This window comes from Cryobacterium sp. SO2, from assembly GCF_026151165.2.
Lineage (GTDB): Bacteria > Actinomycetota > Actinomycetes > Actinomycetales > Microbacteriaceae > Cryobacterium.
The window spans coordinates 1-24,884 of the sequence record NZ_CP117849.1 but is presented as its reverse complement, the minus strand read 5'-3'; the positions used below and the strand labels follow the sequence as shown (position 1 = coordinate 24,884).

Here is a 24,884-nt window from a genome sequence, read left to right as displayed (position 1 = left end):
GAATCCGCCCCGGCCACGGGCAAGATCCGCCGCCTGCACCTGCCGCAGAAGCTGCGCAACCTCGAGTTGTTCCTGCTCGTCATCGCCTGCGGCATCAACCTCGGTGCCGTGGTGCTCGTGCAGCTGGGCGCGCTCGGGGTGATCGACACCACCCTGGTGCTGCTCGGTGCCAGCCTGTCCGGCCTGGTCATCGCCATGCACTTCGTGCTGCGGTTCGTGGCGCGCGAGGCCGACCCGTTCCTCCTGCCCATCGCCACCCTGCTCAACGGCATCGGCATCGCCATGATCTACCGCATCGACATCGCCAACAACGAAAGCGGCTGGGCCAGCGCCGCCGTGCGGCAGACCGTGTGGAGCGGCCTGGCCATCGCCTGCGCCATCGCCGTGATCCTCATCATCCGCAACCACCGCGTGCTGTTCCGGTACACCTACGTGGCCGGCTTCGTCGGTGTCGCGCTGCTGCTGCTGCCCCTCGTGCCCGGCCTCGGCCGCGAAGTCAGCGGCGCCAGGGTCTGGATCGGGTTCGGCGACTTCGCCACCTTCCAGCCCGGCGAGATCGCCAAGATCGCGCTGGCCGTGTTCTTCGCCGGGTATCTGGTGCGCAACCGCGACAGCCTGTCCATGGTGGGCAAGAAATTCCTGGGGATGCGCTTCCCGCGGCTGCGCGACCTGGGCCCGATCCTCGTCGTCTGGGCTCTGTCGATGTCGGTCATCATCTTCCAGCGCGACCTCGGCACCGCCCTGCTCTACTTCGGCCTGTTCCTGGTGATGCTCTACCTCGCCACCGGCCGGCTCAGCTGGGTGCTGCTGGGCATGTCGCTGTTCCTCGGCGGCGCCCTCATCGCCAGCCAGACCCTCGACTACGTCAACGGCCGGTTCACCAACTGGCTGGATGCGCTCAACCCGGCCGTGTACGGCGCGGACGGCGGCAGCTACCAGCTGGTGCAGGGTCTGTTCGGCCTCGCCAAGGGCGGCCTGATCGGCACCGGCCTCGGCCAGGGCCGACCCGAACTCACCCCGGTGCCGCAGAGCGACTACATCATCGCCAGCCTGGGCGAAGAACTCGGCCTGGCCGGCCTGTTCGCCATCCTGGCCCTGTACTTGCTCTTCGTCGCCCGCGGCTTCCGCATCGGCTTCGCCGGCCAAGACGACTTCGGCAAGCTCCTCGGCGTGGGTCTCTCCTTCGTCGTGGCTCTGCAGTGCTTCATCGTTATCGGCGGCGTCACCCGGGTGATCCCGCTCACCGGGCTCACCACCCCGTTCCTGGCCGCCGGAGGCTCCTCGCTCGTGGCCAACTGGATCATCGTGGCGCTTCTGCTGCGCCTGAGCGACACCGTACGCAACCAACCTCGGCTGGTGGTCTAGATGAATCGTGAACTCAAGCGCGTCAGCATCGTGGTGCTGCTGATGTTCGTGGCGCTGCTCTGCTCCACGTCCATCATCCAGGTCTTCCAGTCCGACAACCTGTCCGCGGATGACCGCAACACCCGCACGTTGCTCGACAGCTACTCCGTCGAACGCGGCGCGATCCTCGCCGGCGGTGAGCCGATCGCCCAGTCCATGCCGGTCGACGACAACTACAAGTTCCAGCGCACCTACAGCAACGGACTGCTCTACGCCCCGATCACCGGGTTCATCCCCGTCAACGGCGCCCCCACCGGGCTCGAGCAGGCCCTCAACGGCGAGCTCAGCGGCACCTCGAACGCGCAATTCTTCGACCAGGTCTCCAGCCTGGTCACCGGGCAGGACCCCAAGGGCGCCGCCGTGGAAACCAGCATCGACCCCGTCGCGCAGCAGGCCGCCTGGGACGCCCTGGGCGACCTCACCGGCTCCGTGGTCGTCACCGAGCCGTCCACCGGCCGGGTTCTCGCCATGGTCTCCAAGCCCAGCTACGACCCCAACCAGCTGGCCGTGCACGACAGCGCCGCGGTCAACGACACCTACGACGCCCTCGTGAACGCCCCCGGCGACCCGCTGATCAACCGGGCCATCAACTCGCTCAACCCGCCCGGCTCGGTCTTCAAGCTCGTCGTGGTGGCCACCGCCCTGGAATCGGGCCAGTTCACCCCGGAGAGCACCTTCCCGAACCCCGCCACGTACCAGCTGCCCAATTCCAGCTCCATCGTCACCAACTCCGGTGGCGGCACCTGCGGCGCCGGCGACACCGTCACCATCGCCACGGCCCTGCGGCTGTCCTGCAACATCCCGATGGCCGAGCTCGGCCTGCAGCTGGGCGATGACGCCATCCGCGCGATGGCCGAGAAGTTCGGATTCAACTCCGAGTTCTCCATCCCACTGTCGGTCACGGCCAGCGTCTACCCCGAGGATCCCGACGACGCGCAGACGGCGCTCTCGGCATTCGGGCAGACCAGCGTGCGGGCGACACCGCTCCAGATGGCCCTGGTATCGGCCACGATCGCCAACGGAGGGATTGAAATGCAGCCCAACCTCGTCGACCAGATCCTGGCGCCCGACCTCAGCCCATTGCAAACCTTCGAACCTGTCGCCGCAGATCGCGTGATCAGCGCCGAAACCGCGGCCACCATGACCCAGATGATGGTCAATGGAGTCCAGGACGGTGCCGCGAGCAATGCAAGAATAGACGGAGTCGACGTGGCGGGAAAAACGGGGACTGCGGAGAACGGCGACGACGATCCATACACTCTATGGTTCACCGGATTCGCTCCCGCGGATGACCCGCAATACGCGATCACCGTTCTCATCGAAGATGGCGGGGGACTCGGTCAGACGGGGTACGGCAACTTGCTTGCCGCACCGATAGCGAAACAGGTACTAGAGGCGGTGCTGAATAAATGAGACCCACAGCAGGGCTCACCTTCGGGGGACGATACGAGCTGCAATCCCGCATCGCCATCGGCGGTATGGGCGAGGTTTGGCAATCCGTCGACCTCGTGATCGGGCGCACGGTCGCCATCAAGATCCTCAAGGACGAATACCTCGGCGATCCGGGCTTCCTCGAGCGCTTCCGCGCTGAGGCACGCCACGCCGCCCTCGTCAACCACGAAGGCATCGCCAACGTGTTCGACTACGGCGAAGAAGACGGCAGCGCGTTCCTCGTGATGGAACTCGTTCCCGGTGAGGCGCTCTCCACCATCCTCGAACGCGAGCACACCCTGCCCGCCGACAAGGTCCTCGACATCGTGGCGCAGACCGCCGCCGCCCTGCACGCCGCGCACGCCGCCGGCCTCGTTCACCGCGACATCAAGCCGGGCAACCTGCTGATCACGCCCGAGGGCCGGGTCAAGATCACCGACTTCGGAATCGCGCGCATCGCCGACCAGGTTCCGCTCACCGCGACCGGCCAGGTCATGGGCACCGTGCAGTACCTCTCCCCGGAGCAGGCCAGCGGACGTTCAGCCTCGCCGACCACCGACATCTACTCCCTCGGCATCGTCGCCTACGAAAGCCTCGCCGGCCGCCGCCCGTTCACGGGCGAGTCGCAGGTTGCGATCGCCATGGCGCAGATCAACGAGCAGCCGCCGCCGCTGCCCGATACCGTGTCCGAGCCGGTTCGCAACCTGGTGATCTCCTGCCTGGCCAAGAACCCGGCCGAGCGGCCCGCCTCAGCGGCGCATCTGGCGCGCGCCGCCATCGCGCTGCGCCGTGGCGACGTCGCGGCGGCAGCGGCATCCGTGCCCGCCGTCATGGCCGGGATCACGCCCACCGCCGCCACCCAGCTGATGCCCGGCGCCGGCACCAACCAGACCACCATGCTGATGCCGTCCGCCGGTGCGGCCGGCACGCAGCCGGCCACCCGTGCGGAGGCGGCCGCGGCCGCAGCGGCCAAGACGCCGCCGAAGAAGAAGAAACGCAGCCCGTGGACCTGGCCGCTCATCGCGCTCATCTCGATCCTCGGGCTCGTGCTGGTCGGTACCCTGGTCACGCTCTTCACCCAGCAGACCAGCACTCCGGATCCGGCTCCGTCCACGTCCTCCACACCCGTTGAGACGCCGGCGGAGACTCCGACGCCCACGCCCTCCGCCACGCCCACCACCGTGCGGGTCAACCAGGACGAGTTCCTGGGCCTGACCAGCTCCGCCGCCAGAGACAAGCTCAGCGAGATGGAACTCAGCGCGAACGTGGTCGCCGACAAGGCCGCCACCACGGCCGAGCAGATCGACACCGTCTACGGCATCAACCCCACCGGGTCCGTCGCCAAGGGCACCGAGATCACCGTGCGCGTCTACGGCGACGTCGCGCTGCCGGACGCCCCGTCCGGCACGCCCACCGCCACACCCGCCACCGTCGCGCCCGCCGGCACGGTCACGGTCACGTGGCCGGCCCAGTCCTGCCCCGCCGGTCAGGAGCTCTCCGGTTACGAACTGCTCGCCGAGGGCAACGGCACCCAGTCGCCCGCCCCCACCGGCGCCGACGTCACCACCGCCACCGTCACGGCCGGCACCGGGGACTTCACGGTCAAGTTCCGCTACTTCTGTGGCCAGGTCGAATCCGAATACTCGGGTGCCACCAGCGTCGACGTCACGGCGCCGGCGGCCACACCCACACCCACCGCCACGCCGGCCAAGCCGGCCGGCTAACCGGTACCGCCCGGCCGGGCAACCGGCCACGGGCGGGACCAAGGGTAAAATGACCAACAATGTCTGCGAGCAGGGAGATTTGCATTGACTGATGAGGGCCGACTGCTTGCTGGTCGATACCGCGTCGGCGCGTCGATCGGACGCGGCGGCATGTCCGACGTGCACATCGGCACCGATTCCCGGCTCGGCCGTACAGTGGCCATCAAGCTGCTCAAGTCGTCTCTCGCCGCCGACCCCGCCTTCCGCACCCGTTTCCGCCAGGAGGCGCAGGCCGCCGCGCGCATGGCCCACCCCACCATCGTGCGGGTGTTCGATGCCGGTGAGGAGACTATCTCCGAAGACGACGGCACCGAATCTCAGATTCCATTCATCATCATGGAGTTCGTCGACGGTCGCCTGCTCAAGGACATCATCAAGGAAGGCCCGATCGACTCGACCGAGGCCGTCCGCATCATCGACGGCGTGCTGACCGCCCTCGAGTACTCGCACCGCGCCGGGGTCGTGCACCGCGACATCAAGCCGGGCAACATCATGATCACCAAGGCCGGCCAGGTGAAGGTGATGGACTTCGGTATCGCCCGTGCCATCTCCGACTCCGCCACGACGGTCGCGCAGACCACCGCGATCCTGGGCACCGCCTCCTACTTCTCGCCCGAGCAGGCCAAGGGCGAATCCGTGGATGCCCGCACCGACCTGTACTCCAGCGGTGTGGTGCTCTTCGAAATGCTCACCGGTCGTCCGCCGTTCCGCGGGGACACCCCGGTCGCCGTTGCGTACCAGCACGTCAGTGAAGCGCCGGTCAAGCCGAGCTCGATCAACCCCAAGGTCTCCCCCGCCCTCGACATCGTCGTTGTGCACGCCCTCGCCAAGGACCGCTTCGACCGGTACCAGAGCGCCGTCGAATTCCGCAACGATGTGGAAACCGCCGGCGCCGGGCACATCCCTGTGCGTCGCACGGCCGAGGACCTCGCCGGCGGCCTGTTCGGTGCCCCGCCGGAGGTGGCCTCCACCTCCGAGCTCGCGCTCAAGCAGCTGGCCGAAGACCAGACCATGGACCGCACCCAGCGGCGCCCACCGGTGATCTGGATCTGGGCCGGCATCGTAAGCGTCATCGTCATCGTCATCGCGGTGATGTTCTGGGCGCTCAGCCTGAGCCCCAGCGATGAACTGCCGGATGCGTCGAGGCGCGTGCCCGTGCTCACCGGCTACAGCTACGACGACGCGCAGGATGCCCTGCTCGAGTTGGATCTGGCCGCCACGAAGGCCGAAGAGGCCAGCCCCACCGTGGCCAAGGACGAGGTCATCCGCACCGACCCGCCGTCCGGAACCATCGCCCCGCCGGCGACCGTGGTGAAGGTGTACGTGTCGACGGGTGCTGAGCTCGTGGAGATGCCGGACACCACCAACCAGCCGTTCTCGGCCGCCGAGCCGTTCCTCACCGAACGCGACTTCATCTCTGGGTCCGTCACCACCGAGAACTCTCCGGATGTCCCGGAGGGAATCGTCATCGACACGGTGCCGGCGCCGCACAGCCAGACCGCCGCGGGATCCACGGTGGACTTCACCGTGTCGAGCGGCCTGGTGACGATGCCGAACGTGGTGGCGCAGTCGCTCACGGCGGCCAACCAGCTGCTGCAGGCATCCGCCCTGCAGCTGGTGCCGGTTCTCGAACCCGACTACACCTGCGACGCGCAGCCCGGCTCCCCGATCACCAAGCAGTCGCTGGCGCCCGGAGACGTGCCCCAGAAGTCCGAGGTCGAACTCACCTACTGCGCCGGCTAACGCCCGCGAGCCGTGAGCAAAGCCCCGAAAAGTGGAACTTTTCGGGGCTCAGGTCACGGCTCGCGAAGCTGGGGCTAACCCAGCTTCAGCATCGGGGTGAGGTGCTTGGCGGTCTCCCGAGCCTGGGGGAGACCGGCCAGCGCCAACCAGTTCGCCACCATCAGGTAGCCGCCCTCGGTGAGCACCGACTCCGGGTGGAACTGCACACCGAGGATCGGCGCCGACACGTGTCGCAGGCCCATGATCACCCCGCCGGCGGTGCGTGACGTCACGACGAGGTCGCTGGGCACAGTGCCGTTCACAACGGCGAGGGAGTGGTACCTGGTGGCCGTGAACGGCTGCGGAACCCCAGCATAGAAGTCGCTCTCGTCGTGCGTGATCTGGGACGTCTTGCCGTGCATGAGCTCTTCGGCGTTGGTCACCGTGGCCCCGAAGGCCTCGGCGATCGCCTGGTGGCCCAGGCACACGCCGAACAGCGGCAGGTTGGTGGCCAGCGCGGCCTCCACGGCCGCGATGGACACCCCGGCGTCCGCCGGTTTGCCCGGTCCGGGGGAGACCAGCACGCCGTCGAACTCGGCGATGCGCTCGGTGATCTCCGTGGCCGGAAAAGCGTCGTTGCGAACGACCTCGGTCTCCGCGCCCAGTTCCCGGAGGTACCCGTTGAGCGTGTAAACGAAGCTGTCGTAGTTATCGATTACGAGAATGCGGGTCATGGGGCGCCCACCGTCACTTCCTGGTTGTCAACGATCGTATTCGCCCATGGAAAAACCCAGGTGGCGAGTGAATAAAGCACAGCGGCCAACAGCACGAGAACGAGCAGGATGCGCACCCACACCGGTCCGGGCAGGATGCGCCAGAGGGCTGCGTACATGGTGTGGTCCTCGATCTCGTTCGGTCTGTGTGTGTCGCGCTGTGGGGTGTCGGTCAGGCGCCGGGCATCATGGCCGCCAACTCGGCGGGAGGCCCCGCGGAGGTCGGTTGCCAGGATTCGAAGACACCGTAAGCGATGATCCGCTCATCCGTGGAGAAGAGCGGGTTGCAGGTGGTGAGGGTGATCAGCCGGTCCACGGCGGTGGCCTCCGGCTGGTGGGGAACGGGTGCGATCGCCTCGATCGCGCTCGGCGGCACGTATTCGAAGTCACGGAACCTGTAGGTGTAATAGCCGTCGGCGGTCTGCACGTAGATGGCGTCGCCCAACTGCAGCTCGTTGATCACGTGCATGCCGCCGCCGTTGGCGCTGCGGTGCGAGGCGATGGCGAAGTTGCCCACCTCGCCCGGCATCTGACTGCTCGGGTAGTGCCCGATGCCCAGATCCGGGCTGTTGAGCACATCCGTGCCCGTGCCCTGCGCGATGGTGCGGTGGTAGTCGGCGCCGAAGCGCGGCACGTAGAGCACGGCGAACGCGCTCGCGTTGCCCGGCGCCTGGGCCACGACGGGGTCGCCGTAGCCTTCCTCGGCGGGGGCGGGGTCCGGGTCGGGGGCCACGTCCTCGGTCCAGCCCTGACTGATCGACTCGGCGGCCCGGGACTGCGACGCGGCCATGACGGCGTCGTTCCACCACAGCTGCCAGGCGAGGAAGAGGAGCACGATGACGCCCCCGGTGATCAGCAGTTCGCCGAGCACCCCGACAACGCTGACCCGGCGCCGGGCACGCGGCTTCGGCGCGCGTAGGGCCCTGCGCCCACGCTGGGCCGGAACTTCGGGCAGGGCCGGCTCGGTCATGCACTCGATTCTAATCGGGCCGACCCTGGTGCTCTTCCGGGAAGATTCGGCAGGCGCCCGCAGGCTGGGACGCTAGAATCTCAGGCATGGCACGCACAAACCCCCGCACCAAGCCCGCCCGCCCGGAGGCCCGCTCGGGCGAGGACGCTCCGAACGCCGCCTGGTTCAAGCCGGTGATGTTCGGTTTCATGCTCATCGGGCTCGCCTGGATCATCGTCTTCTACGTGAGCCAGGGCGCACTGCCCGTTGCGAGCTTCGGCTCGTTCAACATCCTGGTCGGATTTGGGATCGCCTTCATCGGCTTCCTGATGACCACACGCTGGCGCTGAGCCGCCCCACTCTTCACCACCTGTTCCGCACAGGTTAACCACCCGTTCGGGTAGTCAATTACAGCCGTGTAATTATCCCCAATGTGGAAACTCCTGTGGATAACTTTTCTTCAGGCTGGGGATATCCCCGTTGTGGCCGGCCGCGGACGGGCTAAACGAAGAACTTCACGAGGCTGAGTGCGAGCAGCAGCACGGTGAATCCGCCGAGCAGAACGAACTGCAGCACGCGCTTGGAGCGACCGCGGGTCTGCACGAAGATCAGGCCGATGATGGCGCCGCCGATGAGGCCGCCCACATGCGCCTGCCAGGCCACATTGAGCCCCGGCAGGAACCCGATCACCAGGTTGATGCCCACCAGGATCAGCAGCTGCGTGGCATTGCCGCCGAGCTTCCGCTGGATCACGAGGAACGCGCCCATCAGGCCGAAGATCGCGCCGGATGCGCCGACGACCGGAGTGAGCGGCGACGCCAGGAAGAGCACTCCCAGCGACCCGGCCAGCCCGCTGAGCAGGTAGAGGGCCAGGAACCGGCCGCGTCCGAGCATCCGCTCGAGGATCTGGCCGAAGATCCACAGCGTGTACATGTTCAACAGCACGTGGAAGATGAACCCGGTGGAGTGCACGAAGACGCTGGTCAGCATGCGCCACGGTTCGAATGAGCCGGGGTACGAGTAGAGACCGGCGTAGAGCAGCCGGTCGGTGACGCCCAGCCCGGGAATCAGCTGCAGGAGGAAGACCAGAATGGTCAGCGCGATGATCGCGTAGGTGACCGTGGGCTGGCCGGGGGCCGTCATCCGTCCCAGCCGGGTGCGCACGGCCGACTTGGTGCGGGGCGCGCTCTGGCGCTGCTCCCGCATGCACTCGGGGCAGATGACCCCGACAGCGGCCTGCGTCTGGCATTCGGGGCAGATGGTGCGCCCGCAACGCTGACAGAGGATAAAACTCTGCCTGCCCGGATGCCGGTAACAGAAGTTGGCGGCGGTTCCGGGCAGGCTGGTCATGATCGAGTGGTCCTAGACCTGCTCGACGGTGATGCTCTCGATGACGACGTCGGTGAGCGGACGGTCGCGGCCGTCGGTGGGCACAACGGCGAGCTGGTCGACGATCTTGCGGGAGGCTTCGTCCTCGACGGCGCCGAAGATGCTGTGCTTGCCCTGCAGCCAGGTGGTCGGCACGACGGTGATGAAGAACTGCGAGCCGTTGGTGCCGCGGCCGCCCTGGATGCCGGCGTTCGCCATGGCGAGGACGTAGGGCTGGGTGAAGTCGAGCTCCGGGTTGATTTCGTCATCGAACTGGAAGCCGGGTCCACCGGTGCCCTGGCCCAGCGGGTCGCCGGCCTGGATCATGAAGTCCTTGATGATGCGGTGGAAGACGGTTCCGTTGTACAGCGGGTCGGTGGAGGTCTTGCCCGTGGCCGGGTGCTTCCACTCGATCTCACCGGTGGCGAGCCCGACGAAGTTCCTGACGGTCTTCGGGGCGTGGTTTCCGAAGAGGTTGACCTTGATCGGTCCGAGGGTTGTATTGAGCGTTGCGACGGCAGTGTGCTTAGACATAGGGATAATTCTTGCACAGCAGCATTGTCCGAATCCGTCTCCCTGTCAGGCATTCAGAGCGCTCACAGGCTATTCAGTGGCAAGATGGGCAGTGTTCACCACAAGAAACGATGGAGGGTCCAGATGAGCCTGTCACGCAAGCGCCGAAAGGAACTCACTCGTCTGCGCAAGAGCGCGGACGAACTGTGGAGTAATCAGCAGGAAGTTCTCGACCGCGCAAACGAGATCGCACGTGAAGCCGGCCGTCAGGCTGGTGTGCTCACTCGTGAAGAAGTAGTACCCCGCGTTCGCCAGGGATATGAGCACTACCTGCTCCCCGGTGTGCACGCCACCCAAGACTTCGCCGGTGGCGTTCGCCACCAGGTCACTGACAAGGTTCTGCCGGGGATCGGAACCGCTCTGGGCACTGTCATGTCCGTTGGCGATATCGCCAAGGATGCCCGCGTCGCCGCGCTCAACCGGGTGCGGTTCCAGAAGCCCGTCGTGGTGCAGAAGCAGGGGCTGGGTGCGGGAACGTACATCGCCATCGGTGTGGGCATCGCTGCCGCCGCTGGTGTGGCGTACGCCATCTGGCAGACCTTCCGCGCCGACGACGAGCTGTGGGTCTCAGAGGACGAGTCGCTGCTCGACTCCCCGATTGAGAAGTCCACGGACGTCTAGTTCGCAGATCGCCGTTTACAGGCCCGCATCCTCCCGGATGCGGGCCTGTTCTGTCCCCCCAAGTGGGGGGACATTGAGCGGGGCGGGGCCCATACCTTTAGGTGACAATTGGTGGCCGTACTGGAAGGCGTCCAGTCGGACCATCTCAGGAATGGTGGTACCCGATGAATTCCACGTTCTCCCAACACGCAAAACGCTCTAAAGCCGGACGCAGGGCCCTAGCCTTGTTACTGGCTGCAGTCGCCGGCATCGGCCTCAGCATCACCGGCGCGACGGCCGCCCAAGCAGGCGTCTTCACCGCTCACGTCATCAGCGGCCGGGGTGTCCAGTTCGTGAATGTTCGAGCGAACACGAACACCACAAGCACAATCTTGCGAACCATCAAGTTCGGGGCAGCCGTGGGCCTGAACTGCTATCAGTCCGGGGGAGCAGTCAAAGGCCCCTACGGTACGTCCACGATCTGGTACAGCATCGACGGCGGCGGATGGGTCACCGACGCCTATCTCGAGACCGGCTCGAACAATCCGGTCACGCCCAAGTGCGGTGTGGCGCAGACGACAACGTTCGCTCTGCCCTTCCCAGCGGGCTCACGCTACAAGGTCACGACCACACCGGGAACTGCATCCCACGCCGACAAGTACAACCGAAATGCAGTCGACTTCGGTAACGGCACCTCGGGCGGGAGCGTCGTTGCCTCAGCTGCCGGGAAGGTCTATTCCGAGGGCTGGAGTGGGGCGGGTGGAATCATTGTGCTCATCGACCACGGCAACAACCGGTGCACTCAATACGCACACCTGAGTCGGAGCGTCGTGGACAAGGGAAACTCTGTCGCGAAGGGACAGAAGATCGGCGCAGTCGGAGGCTCCGGTTACGGGCGCCAGGGCTACTACGCGGCACACCTGCACTGGAACATGGTCTACTGCGACACCCGTTTGAGCCGCGAGACTATCAATACCGTTGAACAGGGAACGAGCTACCCTCTCGGAGCCTGGGTTACCAGTCGCAACAGTTGAGTACCCCTCCGCGGCAAACGTGGAGGGCACTAACACCCAAGGCCCTCGTCTCTGACGGGGGCCTTGTTGCGAGTCTGGGCCCTGTGCGGCCCTGTGCGCGGGTGTGAGCGGATGCGCCCGCCACCGTCGCGCAGGGCGCTGTCTGGCCGTCCCGACGCCGTGAGCGCCCCGCAGGGAGCCGGTGGGGGAGTACCGGCACCCTCACGGGCCCGCACCGAACGGCCACCACCTCAGTTCGATCCTTGACAGTTAGATCTCTAACGGTTAGAGTTCTGATCATGGACGAACAGCGACCCACCCTCACCACCAGCCTCGAGCTGGTCCGCTGGATCGGCTGGGCCCAGATGAAGGCCGGCGAGGAATGGATCAAGGAGCGTGAGCTCAGTCACGCCCAGAGCTTCGTACTCGGGTACCTGGCCCAGAATCCCGGTGCCATCCAACGGGACATCGCCGAGATCAGCCGCACCAGCGCGGCGAGCGTCACGAGCCTCCTGCAGAGGCTCGAACGTCGCGGCCTTGTCGAGCGCAGATCGGACGCCGGCAACGAGCGCAGCAAACGGGTCTACGCCACACCCGCCGGCGCCGAGTTGATCGCCGGGTTCGAAACCGCGATGGCCGCCGCCGACGAGACCATCCTCGCCCCGCTGAATCAGGACGAGCGGGCCACCCTGCACGCCCTGCTGACCAAGATCACGTCGCAACTGCCGCAACCAACTCGGTCCTAACCGCCACACCGCCTAGCCACGCCGGCCACCCCGTGCCGGCGACCTTCGGCGCGCCCCGACAAACCTGAATCTCCCTTCGCCGTGCCGGCGTTCGTCGGCGCGCGCTCGAACCTGCCCGGAAAGGCCAGCCATGAACACCACCACACACCTCGAATCCGAAGGAATGCCAGACCCGGTCCGCACCAACCGGTGGTACCTCTCGTCGGCCCCGATCATCAGCGCCCTGGTGCACCTCTGCGTGCCGATGGCCGCCGCGATGATCGTGGGCGCAATCTACAACCTCGTCAACGCCGGCGTGATCGGATCCCTCCACGACACCGCCCTGCTGGCGGCGATCACGTTGGGTTCCCCGATTCTGGGCCTTGTCATGGCGGTCGGGAACGTGTTCGGTGTCGGCGGCGGCGCGATGATCTCTCGCCTCCTCGGCCGAGCGGAACAGGAACCCGCCCAGGTCGACGGCATCAAGCGGGTCTCCTCCTTCGCCGTCTGGGGAGCGGTGATGGCCGGCACCGTGGTGGGCGGCATCGGGCTGCTCCTGCTGCACCCCCTGGTGGCCCTGCTCGGCGCGACCGCGGCCGCCGTGCCACCGACGACAGCATTCGTCGGCGTCATGCTGGCCTTCGTGCCCGTGCTCGCCGCGGCCGTCTGCCTCGAGCAGATCGTGCGGGCGGAGGGCGCCGCCCGCCAGGTGATGGTGGGGCTCATAGCGTCGGTGGTGGCCAATGTCGTCTTCGACGTGTTGTTCATCCTCGTGCTGCACTGGGGCGTCGCGGGTGCCGCACTGTCGATGGGTCTGGCGAACCTCGGTGTCGTCGGCTATTTCGCCTTCTGGCTCACCCGCCACAGCGAGCACGTCAGCCTCGCGCCCCGGTGGTTCACCCTCTCGCCCACGGTGTTGCGCCCTGTGCTCGGCGTCGGCGTCGGCACCCTGCTGCAATCCGCGTTCCTGATCGTCACCTCGCTGGTGCTCAACAACCTGGCGGCCGGCTACGGCGACGGGCCGCTCGCGGCCATGGGCGTCGCCGTGCGGATCGCACAGGTGCCGGAGTTCCTGCTGATGGGTGTCACCATCGGGGTTCTGCCGCTCCTGGCCTACTCCTACGGCAAGGGCGACCAGGCCCGGCTCTCCGCGGCGCTGCGCGCATCCTTCATCGCCGTCGGCGGTATCGCCTTGCTCTTCTCCGCGGCCGTGTTCGCCTTCCGCGAGGAGGTCTTCTCCGCCTTCGTCTCCGACCCCACTGTTCTGGTCATCGGCGTGAGCATCCTCACCGCGCAACTGGTGGCGATGGTGGCCAATGGGTTCACCGGCCTCATCACGTCACTCTTCCAGGCCACCGGGCTGGCGATGGCAGCCACGGTGATGTCGGTGACCCAGGGGATCCTGTTCATTCCGATCGTGCTGTTGGGCAACCTCTGGTTCGGCCTGCCCGGCATCATCTGGGCGCTCACCGTCACGGAGAGCGCCGTGCTGCTCGTCGGCATCGGGATGTGGGCCGCCTCGCGTCGCACGATCGAAGCCGGCCTTGCCGGCGGCAGCCCTGAGCGCGCCGAGGAACTCCTCGAGCAGGCGGCTGGCTGACCCGTGAGAACGAGAAAACCCCAGCCGGCACGAGCCGACTGGGGTTTCTTTCTGTGGAGCCACGGGGAATCGAACCCCGGACCTCCTGCTTGCAAAGCAGGCGCTCTACCAATTGAGCTATGGCCCCGAACCGGTTCCTCAGTAGACGAGGATCTGGTGGAGATGTAAGGCTTTTCTTGAACTACGTGGGGATACCGGGATTTGAACCTGGGACCTCTTCGTTATCAGCGAAGCGCTCTAACCAACTGAGCTATATCCCCCTATTGGGCAGGTTTCAGACTAACGGAAACCGGCGAAAAGTCCCAATCGAGGCCGCGAGGCGACCCCGATCGGGCATCCGACGATCAGTTGTTGGTGAATCCGACGAGCAGGCCTCCGGTGACCTTGACGCTCAGGTTGTACAGCACGGCGAAAATAGCGCCGAGTGCGGTGATGACGACGGTGTTGATGACCGCCACGACAACCGCGAAGCCCATGACGTTGCCGATCGACAGGATCGTGGTCAGCTGCGAAGAGCTGCCCGCGATGTCGGTGTACAGGGCGTCGATCTGGGTGAAGATGCCGGTGCCGTTGAGCACCGTGAAGGTGAGGAACGTCGCGACGATGGTCACGACGGCCAGGCACACCGCGATTAGGAAGGACAGCTTGACGGCCGACCAGAAGTCGACGTACACGAGCTTCAGACGTACCTGCTTGGACGTGGTTGCACCTCGACTCGACTTCTTGGCCAGTTTCTCGGCGACACTACTCATCTGCTGATTCTACTTTCCCCGGCTCGCTCTCGGTTGCAGTCTCGATTTCCTCGACCACAAGATTGCGTTCGGTGTTCTTCGCGATGGCGATGATCCTGTCTTCGTCCGCGAATTTTGCAAAGACGACGCCCATGGTGTCCCGGCCCTTGGCCGGCACTTCGGCGACGTCAGAGCGTACCACCTTGCCGCTGGCAAGGACCACGAGCACCTCGTCTTCCTCATCAACGATGAGGGCGCCGACCAGGTCGCCGCGGTCGTCGTTGAGTTTGGCCACCTTGATGCCCAGCCCGCCGCGGTTCTGCAGGCGGTACTGGTCGGCGGAGGTGCGCTTGGCGTAGCCGCCCTCTGTGACCACGAAGACGTAACCGTCGTCGGAGACCACCGAGGCGTCGAGCAGGGTGTCGTCGCCGCGGAAGTGCATGCCGATCACGCCGGAGGTGCTGCGGCCCATCGGGCGCAGTGCCTCGTCCGACGCGGTGAAGCGGATGGACATGCCCTTGCGGGACACCAGCAGCAGGTCGGAGTCCTCGTCGACCAGCAGTGCGGAGACGAGTTCGTCGCCCTCGCGCAGCTTGATCGCGATGATGCCGCCGGTGCGGTTCGTGTCGTACTCGGCCAGCGCGGTCTTCTTGATCAGGCCCTCGCGGGTGGCCAGGGTGAGGTACTGGGCCACACCGTAGTCGCGGATGTCGAGGATCTGGGCGATCTCCTCGCCCGGCTGCAGCGCGAGCAGGTTGGCGACGTGCTGACCCTTGGCGTCGCGTCCGGCTTCGACGGCCTCGTAGGCCTTGGCCCGGTAGACCCTGCCGGTGTTCGTGAAGAACAGCAGCCAGTGGTGCGTCGTGGTCACGAAGAAGTGCTCGACCACATCGTCGGCGCGCAGCTGCGCACCCTTGACGCCCTTGCCGCCGCGGTGCTGGTTGCGGTAGTTGTCGCTGCGGGTGCGCTTGATGTAGCCGCCGCGGGTGACGGTGACCACCATCTCCTCTTCGGGGATGAGGTCCTCGATCGACATGTCGCCGTCGAAACCGAACATGATCTCGGTGCGGCGGTCGTCACCGAACTTCGTGGTGATCTCGGTGAGCTCCTCGCTCACGATGGTGCGCTGGCGCTCGGGGCTGGCCAGGATCGACTTGAACTCGACGATCTGCAGTTCGAGTTCCGCGGCCTGGTCGATGATCTTCTGGCGCTCGAGAGCGGCCAGGCGGCGCAGCTGCATGGTGAGGATGGCGTCGGCCTGCAGCTTGTCGACCGTGAGCAGGTCCATCAGGCCTTCGCGGGCGTCGTCCACGGTGGGGGAGCGGCGGATCAGGGCGATGACCTCGTCGAGCGCGTCGAGCGCCTTGAGGTACCCGCGCAGGATGTGCGCATCCGCCTCGGCCTTGTTCAACCGGAACTGGGTGCGACGCACGATGACGTCGATCTGGTGGTCGACCCAGGCGCTGATGAAACCGTCCAGGGCCAGGGTGCGCGGGATGCCGTCGACGATCGCGAGCATATTCGCGCCGAAGTTCTCCTGCAGCGGGGTGTGCTTGTAGAGGTTGTTCAGCACTACCTTGGCTACGGCGTCGCGCTTGAGCACGATCACGAGTCGCTGGCCGGTGCGGCCGCTGGTCTCGTCGCGGATGTCGGCGATGCCGGTGATCTTGGCGTCCTTCACCAGGTCGGCGATCTTGATCGCCAGGTTGTCCGGGTTCACCTGGTACGGCAGTTCGGTGATGACCAGGCAGGTGCGACCCTGGAGTTCTTCGATGCTCACGACGGCACGCATCGTGATCGAGCCGCGGCCGGTGCGGTAGGCATCCTGAATGCCCTTGATGCCCAGGATCTGCGCGCCGGTGGGGAAGTCGGGGCCCTTGATGCGCTGGATCAGCGCTTCGAGCAGCTCTTCGCGGGTGGCGTCGGGGTGCTCCAGGTACCAGAGGGCTCCGGCGGACACCTCGCGCAGGTTGTGCGGCGGGATGTTGGTGGCCATACCGACGGCGATGCCGACGGACCCGTTCACCAGCAGGTTCGGGAAGCGGGCCGGCAGCACGGTGGGCTCGAGGGTGCGGCCGTCGTAGTTGTCCTGGAAGTCGACGGTGTCTTCGTCGATGTCGCGCACCATCTCAAGGGCCAGCGGGGCCATCTTGGTTTCGGTGTATCGCGGGGCGGCGGCGCCGTCGTTGCCGGGGGAGCCGAAGTTGCCCTGGCCGAGCGCCAGCGGGTAGCGAAGGCTCCATGGCTGCACGAGGCGCACGAGCGCGTCGTAGATCGAGGAGTCACCGTGCGGGTGGAACTGGCCCATCACGTCGCCGACGACGCGGGCGCACTTGGAGAATGCCTTGTCGGGGCGGTAGCCGCCGTCGTACATGGCGTAGATGACGCGGCGGTGCACGGGCTTCATGCCATCACGCACGTCGGGCAGCGCGCGGCCCACGATGACGCTCATCGCGTAGTCGAGGTAAGAGCGCTGCATTTCCAGCTGCAGGTCGACCTGGTCGATCTTGCCGTGCTGGGTGCGGTACTTGGCCGCAGCTTCCGCCGCTGCCGCCGCGTCGGCGGTGTCGGGCGTGGTGCCGGTGGTGTCGTCAGATGTCAAGGAAACGCACGTCCTTCGCGTTCTTCTGGATGAAGTTGCGTCGGGATTCGACGTCTTCGCCCATCAGGGTGGAGAAAATTTCGTCGGCGGCTGCCGCGTCGTCCAGGGTCACCTGGAGCAGGGTGCGGGACTCGGGCGCCATGGTGGTTTCCCACAGCTCCTTGTAGTCCATCTCACCGAGACCCTTGTAGCGCTGGATGCCGTTGTCCTTGGGGATGCGCTTGCCGGCGGCGGCGCCATCGGCGAGCAGGGCATCTCGTTCGGCGTCGGAGTAGACGTATTCGTGGGCCGAGTTCGACCACTTGAGCCGGTACAGCGGCGGCTGCGCCAGGTACACGTAACCGAGGTCGATCAGCGGGCGCATGTAGCGGAACAGCAACGTGAGCAGCAGGGTGGTGATGTGCTGGCCGTCGACGTCGGCATCGGCCATCAGCACGATCTTGTGGTACCGCACCTTGTCCGGGTTGAAGTCCTCGCCCAGTCCGGCACCGAACGCCGTGATCATGGCCTGTACCTCGGCGTTGGCGAGGGCCCGGTCGAGCCGGGCCTTCTCCACGTTGAGGATCTTGCCGCGCAGCGGCAGGATCGCTTGGGTTTCGGGGTTGCGGCCCTGCACGGCGGAGCCGCCGGCCGAGTCACCCTCGACGATGAAGATCTCGGAGGAGGCAGGGTCCTTGCTCTGGCAGTCCTTGAGCTTGCCCGGCATTCCGCCGCCCTCGAGCAGGCCCTTGCGGCGGGCGGTCTCGCGCGCCTTGCGGGCGGCCATGCGGGCCGTCGCGGCCTGCAGGGACTTGCGGATGATCTCGCGAGCCTGCACGGGGTTGCGGTTGAACCAGTCGGAGAGCTGGTCGCCGACGACGCGCTGCACGAATGCCTTGGCCTCGGTGTTGCCCAGCTTGGTCTTGGTCTGGCCCTCGAACTGCGGTTCGGCGAGCTTGATCGACACGACAGCGGTCAGGCCCTCGCGCACGTCGTCGCCGGAAAGGTTGTCGTCCTTTTCCTTGAGGATGCCCTTTTCCCTGGCGTACTTGTTCACCAGGGTGGTCAGCGCGGCGCGGAAGCCCTCTTCGTGGGTGCCGCCCTCGTGGGTGTTGATGGTGTTCGCGTAGGTGTGCACGCTCTCGGTGTATGCGGTGGTCCACTGCATGGCCACCTCGAGCGCGATCTTGCGTTCGGTGTCTTCGAACTCGAACGAGATGATCTCGTCGTTGACCAGCTCGGCCCTCTTGGCCCGGTTGAGGTAGGCCACGTAGTCCATCAGGCCCTGCTCGTACATGAACGTGTTGGTGAGCGGCTTGCCCTCGGCGTCGAGGCTCTCCGGGCGCTCATCGGTGAGGGTGAGGCTCAGGCCCTTGTTGAGGAAGGCCATCTGCTGGAAGCGGGCGCGCAGCGTCTCGTAGTCGAAGTCGATGGTTTCGAACGTCTCGGCGCTCGGCCAGAAGGTGATCGTGGTGCCGGTCTCGTCGGAGACCTCGTCCTGGTGCAGTGACTCGTTCGGCACACCGTTCGCGAAGCTCTGCCGCCAGGCGTTGCCCTGCCGTCGCACCTCGACCTCGAGGCGGCTGGAGAGGGCGTTGACCACGGAGCTGCCGACGCCGTGCAGACCACCGGAGACCGCGTAGCCGCCGCCGCCGAACTTTCCACCGGCGTGCAGAACAGTCAGCACAACCTCGACGGTCGACTTGCCCTCGGCCTTGTGAATGTCCACGGGAATGCCGCGACCGTTGTCCTGAACGCGCACCGCGCCGTCGGCGAGGATGCGGATGTCGATGGTGTCGCAGTACCCGGCGAGGGCCTCATCGACGGAGTTGTCGACGATCTCGTAGACCAGGTGGTGCAGACCGCGTGGACCGGTTGAACCGATGTACATTCCGGGTCGCTTGCGAACAGCTTCGAGGCCTTCGAGAACCTGGATGTCTTCTGCGCCGTAAGCGTGCTGCTCCGGCTCAGTTTTCGGTTCAATTGTCATGTGAAATTGGGCTCCTGACCGTCGCACAGGCGACCCTTCAGCCTACCAAACGACCTGGACCCCAGAGGCCAAATCCGCCGTTTGACGCGTTTTATTCGCATGGTTGACCTGATTTGTCTCCCTACCCGTAGGTATCGCGTGGACCCCGCCCTGGAATTGATCTGGGACCCTTTTTCCAGGAGGGCGCGTTAGGCCCTTGAAAACGAATTGCGGCGATGCCGGCATCGGGGAACTTCTGAGCGATGTGCGTCATGATCTCCACCCTCATCATTCGCAGTTGTGTGGCCCAGGCGGTCGACTCGCAGTGCACGGTGAGAATGCCCTCGTCGATGCCGGCGGGGGTGGAGTGCTTCGCAGTCTCTTCTCCGGCGAGTTCGATCCAGGAGCCGAGCAGGTCGGACTGGGCCATCGGGGAGTTCCAGCCCAGCTGCGCGGTCAGTGAGTTGATGGTTTCGCCGAGTCCGCGCGGATCCCGGCCGGCACCGAACGGCACGCTGGACCCGATCTGCGGGCTGGCCTTGCGCCGGGTGCGCTTGCGCGCGGCGTTGGGGTCGCCGAAAACGTCCTTGAACCGCAGGTAGACCTTCGCTGCCTCGCTGTGTTCAGCCATTGTCGGGCTCGGTTTCGGCCGCGGGCCCGTCGACGACGGCGCCGGCATTAATATGAATTGCGTGTGCGGCCAGGATCTCGGGCACGTCTTCGAAGACGGCCGCGGTGATGAGCACCTGTTCGTATCCGGTCACGGCAGTCGCGAGGCGGCGTCGCCGGGACTGGTCGAGCTCGGCGAAGACGTCGTCGAGGATGAGTACCGGGTCGCCGCTGGATGAATCCCGGCGCAGCAGTTCGGCGGATGCGAGCTTGAGGGCGAGCGCGAACGACCAGGATTCGCCGTGGCTGGCATAGCCCTTGGCCGGCAGGTTGTTCAGTTCGAAGACCAGGTCGTCACGGTGCGGTCCGGCCAGGGTCATGCCGCGGTCCAGCTCCTTGCGGCGCAGTCCGGCCAGCGCGGCGCGGAAGGTGCCGGCGGTGTCGCTGCCGCCGGCCGGGGGTGTGGCGGCGGGGGAGCCGGTCTCGTCGGATTCCTCGTCAGCGCCGAGAATGCTCAGGGAAGCAACCAGGTTCGGTCCGTGGTCGGCGCCGGCCACAGCCTGGTAGGCGTTGTGCAGCGGCGGCAGCAGTTGGGCGACCAGATCGGCGCGGGCGTCGATGATTTCGGAGCCCAGGGCCACCAGGCGTTCGTCCCAGATGTCCAGGGTGCCGAGCTGGGTGGTCTTCAGGCCGGATGCCCGGGCCGATTTGAGCAGGGTGTTCCGCTGTTTGAGTACCCGGTCGTAGTCCGTGAGCACCCCGGAGAGCCGGGGGCTCCGCAGTACCAGCAGCTGGTCCAGGAACCGGCGGCGGCCGGATGGGTCGCCGCGGACCAAGGCGAGGTCTTCAGGGGCGAAGAGCACGCTGGAGAAGTATCGGGGCAGTTCGCGGGTCTTGATCACCGAACGGTTGATCTGGGCCCGGTTGAGTCCGGAACGGTTGATCTGCACCTCGGCGAGGATATCCCGGCCATTGTGTTCGAGCCGGGCACGGATGATCGCGGCGTCCTGGCCCGAACGCACCATTGCGCCGGTCTGGGAGACCCGGTGGGAGCTGAGCGTGCTGAGGAATCCGAGCGCTTCAACCAGGTTGGTCTTGCCCTGGCCGTTGCGCCCCACGATCAGATTCGGGCCGGGGCCGAACGGTACCTCGGCTTCTGCATAGTTGCGGAAGTCGGTGAGTGAGAGGTGTGTGACCCGCACGCGAGGATCAGTCTGCCTTCTTTATGGCATGGCCGCCGAACTGGTTCCGCAGCGCTGCCACCGCCTTCATGGCCGGTGAGTCCTCCTGGCGGGAGGTGAATCGGGCGAAGATCGAGGCGCTGATCGCGGGAACCGGCACGGCGTTATTGATGGCTTCCTCGATGGTCCAGCGGCCCTCGCCGGAGTCTTCGACGTAGCCTTCGATGTCGCTCAGCTGCGGGTCGTCCTTGAGGGCGCGTACGAGGAGTTCGAGCAGCCAGGACCGCACCACGGTTCCGCGCTGCCAGGCGGTGAAGACTCCCGGAACGTCCTGGATCAGGTCGTCGCGCTTTTCGAGGAGTTCGTAGCCTTCGGCGTACGCCTGCATGAGGGCGTATTCGATGCCGTTGTGCACCATCTTGGCGTAGTGGCCGGCGCCGACCTTGCCCGCGTGCACGAAACCTTCTTCGCGGGGACCCTCGGGGCGCAACGCGTCGAAGACCGGCATCGCGCGTTCCACGTCGGCGGCGTCGCCACCGACCATCAGGCCGAAGCCGTTGGTAGCGCCCCACACGCCGCCGGACACACCGGCGTCGACGTAGTGCACACCCTGTTCGGCCAACAGGGCCGAGTGGGTGAAGTCATCGGTGAAGCGTGAGTTGCCACCGTCGATGACGAGGTCCTCGGGGGAGAGCTTGGTGGCCAGGTCGGCGATCACCGCGGTGGTGATCGCACCGGCGGGGACCATCACCCAGACCAGCCGCGGGGCCGGAAGGGCAGCGATCAGCTCGTCGGTGGATGCGACATCCGACACGTCGGGGTTGCGGTCGTAACCGGTCACCTCGAGACCGGCGGCGCGCAGCCGGTCTCGCATGTTCGCACCCATTTTTCCGAGGCCGACGATTCCGATGTGCATGGCTGTCCTTCGTGGTTCGTGTCGTGCTGGTGGGGCGGTATCGCTAGCGCAGAAGGAGGTTCGGCTGGAGCAGGTAACGGTAGCTGTCGGCGCCCGGCTGCTCGCGTGACGTCTGGCTGGTGATCAGCACCGGCCCGGGCTTGTTGGGGTTCTCGGTCTTGGTGAACGAGATCCGCACGAATTCGGAGTGCACGGCGCCGAGGCCGTCGAGCAGGAACTGCGGCTTGAGGGACACCACGGTGTCACCGCCGGAGAGGATCGCGTCGATGGTCTCCGAGGCCTGGGCCTGTTCGGAGCCGATCGCCTCGAGCGTGAGCCCGTCGGTCGTGAAGCTGAACCGGAGGGCGGCTTCACGCTCGAGCACCAGCTGCACGCGGCGGGTGGCCTCGATCAGTTCAGCGGTGTTCATCACGGCGTAGTTGTCGACGTTGTCGGGGAAGAGCCGGCGCACGGGCGGGTAGTTGCCCTTGATCAGCAGCGAGGTGACGGTCTTCTTGTCGGCGGTGAACGCAATCAGTTCGCGGTCGTCGGTGCTGGTGATCGCCACGGAGATGGTGCCGCTGTGGCCGAAGGTCTTGCCGACCTCCTGCAGAGTGCGGGCCGGGACGAGGGCGGTGATCGGCTCCTGCGCCTGGTTGGCTCCCGGGTCCCAGTCGATCTCGCGCACGGCCACCCGGTAACGGTCGGTGGCCACGAGGCTGATGCTGTTCTCGGTGATCTGCAGCTGAACGCCGGTGATCACCGGGGTGACGTCATCCCGGGACGCGGCGACGGCGACCTGGGAGACCGCCGCGGCGAATTCCTCAGCAGGAACGAGGCCCGATTGGGCGCTGACCTGGGGAATGCTTGGATATTCCTCTACCGGCATAGACAGCAGAGTGAAGTTCGCGGTGCCGCAACTGACGGTGATCCGGGACTCGTTGGTCGAGAACCGTACCGGGGCGTTGGGCATCCGGCTGGCGATCTCAGCGAGCAGGCGACCCGAGACGAGTACCTTGCCGGTCTCTTCGACATCGGCGGCGATTTCGGTCTGAGCCGACACTTCGTAGTCGAACGACGACAGGATCAGGCCGGTTTCGGTCGCTTCGATCAACACACCGCTCAAAATGGGCAGGGTGGTGCGCTGGGGAAGGAGTTTTACAGCGAAAGATACGGCTTCGCTGAAGACGTCCCGGTTGGCCTGAAATCTCACGAAGTCACTCCTGTCGATGGAGACCTGGATACGGCCTCAATGCTAGTCGGGTTTATCGGCGGCCCATTTCTTGTGAGCCTGGGCGAGTAAAGGTTGTTGGACCTGGAGCTAATTAAGTTAATCGTTAATCTTCTTAACCGGTGTGGAAACTGTGCATAACTCTGTGGATCGCCCTGAACGACTGGGAACCACAAACGTGTAACTTGTGGACGCCCTGTGAGCGTTAACGCCAATGAATGACAGGAAGTTGTTTCTGTAATTCAGAGTTTTCACAAGACGCCGCTCAGTTTCTACAGGCCGGAGCAAGTTGTCCGATGAGTTTCCACAGGGTTATCCACAGGTACGAAAACCAAAAAAATTTTCTCTTACTTGTAGCGGTGATCCTGTTTGATGCGGTTTGTGAGTTCCGTCACCTGGTTGTAGATGGACCGGCGCTCCTTCATGAGTTCGCTGATCTTCTTGTTCGCGTACATCACGGTCGTGTGGTCGCGGTTACCGAAGAGCTGGCCGATCTTGGGAAGGGACAGATTCGTCAGTTCCCGGCAGAGGTACATTGCAATCTGCCTCGCGGTTGCGACGGCCTGTGACCTGGACGATCCGTATAGGTCGTCGACGGTGAGCTTGAAGTAGTCCGCGGTGTTGGTGATGATGTCCACCGGCGCGATCACGTTGTCCTCGTCGAGCGTGATCACGTCCTTGAGTACCGTCTGCACCAGGTTCATGTCCACCGGGGTGCGGTTCAGGCTCGCGAAAGCGGTCACCCGGATGAGGGTTCCCTCGAGTTCACGGATGTTGGACGACACCTTCGATGCCATGAACTCGAGGATGTCGTGCGGCACCTGCAGCTTCTCGCTCTGTGCCTTCTTGCGGAGGATCGCGATACGCGTCTCCAGGTCGGGCGCCTGCACGTCGGTGATGAGGCCCCACTCGAAGCGGGAGCGCATCCGGTCTTCGAACCCGGTGAGGGCCTTGGGCGGCAGGTCGCTGGTGATGACCACCTGCTTGTTGTGGTCGTGCAGGGTGTTGAACGTGTGGAAGAACGCTTCCTGCGTCTCCGCCTTGCCCTGCAGAAACTGGATGTCGTCGATCATCAGAATGTCGATGTTGCGGTAGCGGTTCTGGAATGCGGACCCGCGGTTGTTCGCGATCGAGTTGATGAAGTCGTTGGTGAACTCCTCGGAGCTGACATAACGAACACGGATGCCGGGATACAGGCTCATCGCGTAGTGGCCGATGGCGTGCAAAAGGTGGGTCTTGCCCAGTCCGGAGGATCCGTAGATGAAGAGGGGGTTGTATGCCTTGGCGGGGGCCTCGGCCACGGCGACGGCCGCGGCGTGGGCGAACCGGTTGGACTGGCCGATGACGAAGTTGTCGAAGCTGTACTTCGCGTTCAACCTGGTGTCGTGCGGGCTTTCCGGTGCGGGGCTCTCGAACACGGACTGCGGCGAGGCCGGCATCTCGATGTCGGGCTGGTGGACAGGCTCCTGCACCGGCCGGAGGGATTCCTGCTCGAGCTCGGGGTTGACCACGACATAGAAGGTCGAGACGGCGACCGACTCGTTGAGCTGGCCCATCGCGGTGAGCAGGGGAACGCGCATCCGCTGGTTGAGCATGCTCGCGGTGAACTCGTTCGGAACCTCGAGGTAGAACGTGCCGGCGGCGATGCCCTTGGGTTCGACCAGGTTCAGGAAGCCGTACAGCATGGGAGTGATGGAATCATCGGACTCCAGGATGGTCAGGACCGACCGCCATGTTTCGCTGATGGGCTGTTCCCCGTCTGGCAT

23 protein-coding genes and 2 tRNA genes are annotated in these 24,884 nt (G+C 65.6%); 9 read left to right on the top strand and 16 right to left on the bottom strand.

Annotated elements, in window-relative coordinates:
• Nucleotides 1-24: 24 nt before the first annotated feature.
• From BJQ94_RS00125 to pknB, 4 genes are all read left to right on the top strand, one after another.
• On the top strand, nucleotides 25-1,365 hold the full coding sequence (locus BJQ94_RS00125) for an FtsW/RodA/SpoVE family cell cycle protein (protein ID WP_265398189.1): 1,341 nt from the start codon (nucleotides 25-27) through the stop codon (nucleotides 1,363-1,365).
• On the top strand, nucleotides 1,366-2,817 hold the full coding sequence (locus BJQ94_RS00120; protein WP_265398184.1) for a penicillin-binding protein 2: 1,452 nt from the start codon (nucleotides 1,366-1,368) through the stop codon (nucleotides 2,815-2,817).
• Nucleotides 2,814-4,559, top strand: a complete 1,746-nt coding sequence (locus BJQ94_RS00115) for a protein kinase (RefSeq protein WP_265398183.1) — start codon at nucleotides 2,814-2,816, stop codon at nucleotides 4,557-4,559. The genes BJQ94_RS00120 and BJQ94_RS00115 overlap by 4 nt, the downstream gene beginning before the upstream one ends.
• A gap of 84 nt (nucleotides 4,560-4,643) precedes the next feature.
• Nucleotides 4,644-6,341 (top strand): Stk1 family PASTA domain-containing Ser/Thr kinase, encoded by a 1,698-nt coding sequence (pknB, locus tag BJQ94_RS00110; protein ID WP_265398182.1) that lies wholly within the window; start codon nucleotides 4,644-4,646, stop codon nucleotides 6,339-6,341.
• A 74-nt stretch (nucleotides 6,342-6,415) separates the two neighbouring features.
• Here the strand turns inward: pknB and BJQ94_RS00105 are convergent, their stop codons facing one another.
• The 3 genes from BJQ94_RS00105 to BJQ94_RS00095 are packed head-to-tail and all read right to left on the bottom strand — an operon-like array spanning nucleotide 6,416 to nucleotide 8,063.
• Complete coding sequence (locus BJQ94_RS00105) at nucleotides 6,416-7,054, bottom strand: gamma-glutamyl-gamma-aminobutyrate hydrolase family protein (RefSeq protein WP_265398181.1); 639 nt, start codon at nucleotides 7,052-7,054, stop codon at nucleotides 6,416-6,418.
• Nucleotides 7,051-7,212, bottom strand: a complete 162-nt coding sequence (locus BJQ94_RS00100) for a hypothetical protein (RefSeq protein ID WP_265398180.1) — start codon at nucleotides 7,210-7,212, stop codon at nucleotides 7,051-7,053. Before BJQ94_RS00100 ends, BJQ94_RS00105 begins: the two co-directional genes overlap by 4 nt.
• Before the next feature lie 53 nt (nucleotides 7,213-7,265).
• On the bottom strand, nucleotides 7,266-8,063 hold the full coding sequence (locus BJQ94_RS00095; RefSeq protein ID WP_265398179.1) for a class E sortase: 798 nt from the start codon (nucleotides 8,061-8,063) through the stop codon (nucleotides 7,266-7,268).
• Between the two features lie 86 nt (nucleotides 8,064-8,149).
• Here BJQ94_RS00095 and BJQ94_RS00090 point away from each other — a divergent pair, with 86 nt between their 5' ends.
• A complete protein-coding gene (locus tag BJQ94_RS00090) occupies nucleotides 8,150-8,392 on the top strand; it encodes a cell division protein CrgA (RefSeq protein WP_265398178.1) in 243 nt (80 codons plus the stop codon).
• Nucleotides 8,393-8,543: 151 nt separating this feature from the next.
• On the opposite strand, the gene BJQ94_RS00085 is transcribed toward BJQ94_RS00090, so the two are convergent.
• From BJQ94_RS00085 to BJQ94_RS00075, 3 genes are all read right to left on the bottom strand, one after another.
• Nucleotides 8,544-9,392: a rhomboid family intramembrane serine protease gene (locus tag BJQ94_RS00085; protein WP_265398177.1), complete on the bottom strand. Its 849-nt coding sequence runs from the start codon at nucleotides 9,390-9,392 to the stop codon at nucleotides 8,544-8,546.
• 12 nt (nucleotides 9,393-9,404) lie between these two features.
• Entirely contained in the window at nucleotides 9,405-9,944 is a 540-nt protein-coding gene (locus BJQ94_RS00080) for a peptidylprolyl isomerase (RefSeq protein ID WP_265398176.1), read from the bottom strand.
• A 132-nt stretch (nucleotides 9,945-10,076) separates the two neighbouring features.
• The gene (locus BJQ94_RS00075; protein ID WP_265398175.1) at nucleotides 10,077-10,304 is read right to left on the bottom strand and encodes a hypothetical protein; all 228 of its coding nucleotides are present in this window, start codon (nucleotides 10,302-10,304) and stop codon (nucleotides 10,077-10,079) included.
• Between the two features lie 51 nt (nucleotides 10,305-10,355).
• Here BJQ94_RS00075 and BJQ94_RS00070 point away from each other — a divergent pair, with 51 nt between their 5' ends.
• From BJQ94_RS00070 to BJQ94_RS00055, 4 genes are all read left to right on the top strand, one after another.
• Nucleotides 10,356-10,604, top strand: coding sequence for a hypothetical protein (locus tag BJQ94_RS00070; protein WP_265398174.1), 249 nt, complete (start codon nucleotides 10,356-10,358; stop codon nucleotides 10,602-10,604).
• 164 nt (nucleotides 10,605-10,768) lie between these two features.
• Nucleotides 10,769-11,617, top strand: coding sequence for a peptidoglycan DD-metalloendopeptidase family protein (locus BJQ94_RS00065; RefSeq protein ID WP_265398173.1), 849 nt, complete (start codon nucleotides 10,769-10,771; stop codon nucleotides 11,615-11,617).
• A gap of 278 nt (nucleotides 11,618-11,895) precedes the next feature.
• The gene (locus tag BJQ94_RS00060) at nucleotides 11,896-12,342 is read left to right on the top strand and encodes a MarR family transcriptional regulator (protein WP_265398172.1); all 447 of its coding nucleotides are present in this window, start codon (nucleotides 11,896-11,898) and stop codon (nucleotides 12,340-12,342) included.
• Nucleotides 12,343-12,472: 130 nt separating this feature from the next.
• On the top strand, nucleotides 12,473-13,921 hold the full coding sequence (locus tag BJQ94_RS00055; protein WP_265398171.1) for an MATE family efflux transporter: 1,449 nt from the start codon (nucleotides 12,473-12,475) through the stop codon (nucleotides 13,919-13,921).
• A gap of 54 nt (nucleotides 13,922-13,975) precedes the next feature.
• On the opposite strand, the gene BJQ94_RS00050 is transcribed toward BJQ94_RS00055, so the two are convergent.
• From BJQ94_RS00050 to dnaA, 10 genes are all read right to left on the bottom strand, one after another.
• Nucleotides 13,976-14,048: transfer RNA gene (locus tag BJQ94_RS00050), tRNA-Ala, on the bottom strand.
• A gap of 59 nt (nucleotides 14,049-14,107) precedes the next feature.
• A tRNA-Ile gene (locus BJQ94_RS00045) sits at nucleotides 14,108-14,181 on the bottom strand.
• An 84-nt stretch (nucleotides 14,182-14,265) separates the two neighbouring features.
• The gene (locus BJQ94_RS00040; RefSeq protein ID WP_265398170.1) at nucleotides 14,266-14,673 is read right to left on the bottom strand and encodes a DUF3566 domain-containing protein; all 408 of its coding nucleotides are present in this window, start codon (nucleotides 14,671-14,673) and stop codon (nucleotides 14,266-14,268) included.
• Nucleotides 14,666-17,158: a DNA gyrase subunit A gene (gene gyrA / locus BJQ94_RS00035; protein ID WP_265398188.1), complete on the bottom strand. Its 2,493-nt coding sequence runs from the start codon at nucleotides 17,156-17,158 to the stop codon at nucleotides 14,666-14,668. Before gyrA ends, BJQ94_RS00040 begins: the two co-directional genes overlap by 8 nt.
• An 85-nt stretch (nucleotides 17,159-17,243) precedes the next feature.
• Nucleotides 17,244-19,223 (bottom strand): DNA topoisomerase (ATP-hydrolyzing) subunit B, encoded by a 1,980-nt coding sequence (gene gyrB, locus BJQ94_RS00030; RefSeq protein WP_265398169.1) that lies wholly within the window; start codon nucleotides 19,221-19,223, stop codon nucleotides 17,244-17,246.
• 121 nt (nucleotides 19,224-19,344) lie between these two features.
• A complete protein-coding gene (locus BJQ94_RS00025) occupies nucleotides 19,345-19,833 on the bottom strand; it encodes a DciA family protein (RefSeq protein ID WP_265398168.1) in 489 nt (162 codons plus the stop codon).
• Nucleotides 19,826-21,013: a DNA replication/repair protein RecF gene (gene recF / locus BJQ94_RS00020; protein WP_265398167.1), complete on the bottom strand. Its 1,188-nt coding sequence runs from the start codon at nucleotides 21,011-21,013 to the stop codon at nucleotides 19,826-19,828. Before recF ends, BJQ94_RS00025 begins: the two co-directional genes overlap by 8 nt.
• 7 nt (nucleotides 21,014-21,020) lie before the next feature.
• Nucleotides 21,021-21,908, bottom strand: a complete 888-nt coding sequence (gene gnd / locus BJQ94_RS00015) for a phosphogluconate dehydrogenase (NAD(+)-dependent, decarboxylating) (protein WP_345893461.1) — start codon at nucleotides 21,906-21,908, stop codon at nucleotides 21,021-21,023.
• 43 nt (nucleotides 21,909-21,951) lie between these two features.
• Nucleotides 21,952-23,100 (bottom strand): DNA polymerase III subunit beta, encoded by a 1,149-nt coding sequence (gene dnaN / locus BJQ94_RS00010; protein ID WP_265398166.1) that lies wholly within the window; start codon nucleotides 23,098-23,100, stop codon nucleotides 21,952-21,954.
• A 365-nt stretch (nucleotides 23,101-23,465) separates the two neighbouring features.
• Complete coding sequence (gene dnaA, locus BJQ94_RS00005; RefSeq protein WP_265398165.1) at nucleotides 23,466-24,884, bottom strand: chromosomal replication initiator protein DnaA; 1,419 nt, start codon at nucleotides 24,882-24,884, stop codon at nucleotides 23,466-23,468.

Bases quoted from the DNA above. Each gene is read 5' to 3' on its own strand.
- BJQ94_RS00025 (WP_265398168.1), bottom strand. From the start codon at position 19,833: ATGGCTGAACACAGCGAGGCAGCGAAGGTCTACCTGCGGTTCAAGGAC.
- BJQ94_RS00100 (WP_265398180.1), bottom strand. From the start codon at position 7,212: ATGTACGCAGCCCTCTGGCGCATCCTGCCCGGACCGGTGTGGGTGCGC.
- BJQ94_RS00105 (WP_265398181.1), bottom strand. From the start codon at position 7,054: ATGACCCGCATTCTCGTAATCGATAACTACGACAGCTTCGTTTACACG.
- dnaA (WP_265398165.1), bottom strand. From the start codon at position 24,884: ATGCCAGACGGGGAACAGCCCATCAGCGAAACATGGCGGTCGGTCCTG.
- BJQ94_RS00065 (WP_265398173.1), top strand. From the start codon at position 10,769: ATGAATTCCACGTTCTCCCAACACGCAAAACGCTCTAAAGCCGGACGC.
- BJQ94_RS00040 (WP_265398170.1), bottom strand. From the start codon at position 14,673: ATGAGTAGTGTCGCCGAGAAACTGGCCAAGAAGTCGAGTCGAGGTGCA.
- BJQ94_RS00095 (WP_265398179.1), bottom strand. From the start codon at position 8,063: ATGACCGAGCCGGCCCTGCCCGAAGTTCCGGCCCAGCGTGGGCGCAGG.
- BJQ94_RS00115 (WP_265398183.1), top strand. From the start codon at position 2,814: ATGAGACCCACAGCAGGGCTCACCTTCGGGGGACGATACGAGCTGCAA.
- BJQ94_RS00090 (WP_265398178.1), top strand. From the start codon at position 8,150: ATGGCACGCACAAACCCCCGCACCAAGCCCGCCCGCCCGGAGGCCCGC.
- BJQ94_RS00060 (WP_265398172.1), top strand. From the start codon at position 11,896: ATGGACGAACAGCGACCCACCCTCACCACCAGCCTCGAGCTGGTCCGC.
- BJQ94_RS00070 (WP_265398174.1), top strand. From the start codon at position 10,356: ATGTCCGTTGGCGATATCGCCAAGGATGCCCGCGTCGCCGCGCTCAAC.
- BJQ94_RS00120 (WP_265398184.1), top strand. From the start codon at position 1,366: ATGAATCGTGAACTCAAGCGCGTCAGCATCGTGGTGCTGCTGATGTTC.
- BJQ94_RS00080 (WP_265398176.1), bottom strand. From the start codon at position 9,944: ATGTCTAAGCACACTGCCGTCGCAACGCTCAATACAACCCTCGGACCG.
- gnd (WP_345893461.1), bottom strand. From the start codon at position 21,908: ATGCACATCGGAATCGTCGGCCTCGGAAAAATGGGTGCGAACATGCGA.
- BJQ94_RS00055 (WP_265398171.1), top strand. From the start codon at position 12,473: ATGAACACCACCACACACCTCGAATCCGAAGGAATGCCAGACCCGGTC.
- BJQ94_RS00085 (WP_265398177.1), bottom strand. From the start codon at position 9,392: ATGACCAGCCTGCCCGGAACCGCCGCCAACTTCTGTTACCGGCATCCG.
- gyrB (WP_265398169.1), bottom strand. From the start codon at position 19,223: ATGACAATTGAACCGAAAACTGAGCCGGAGCAGCACGCTTACGGCGCA.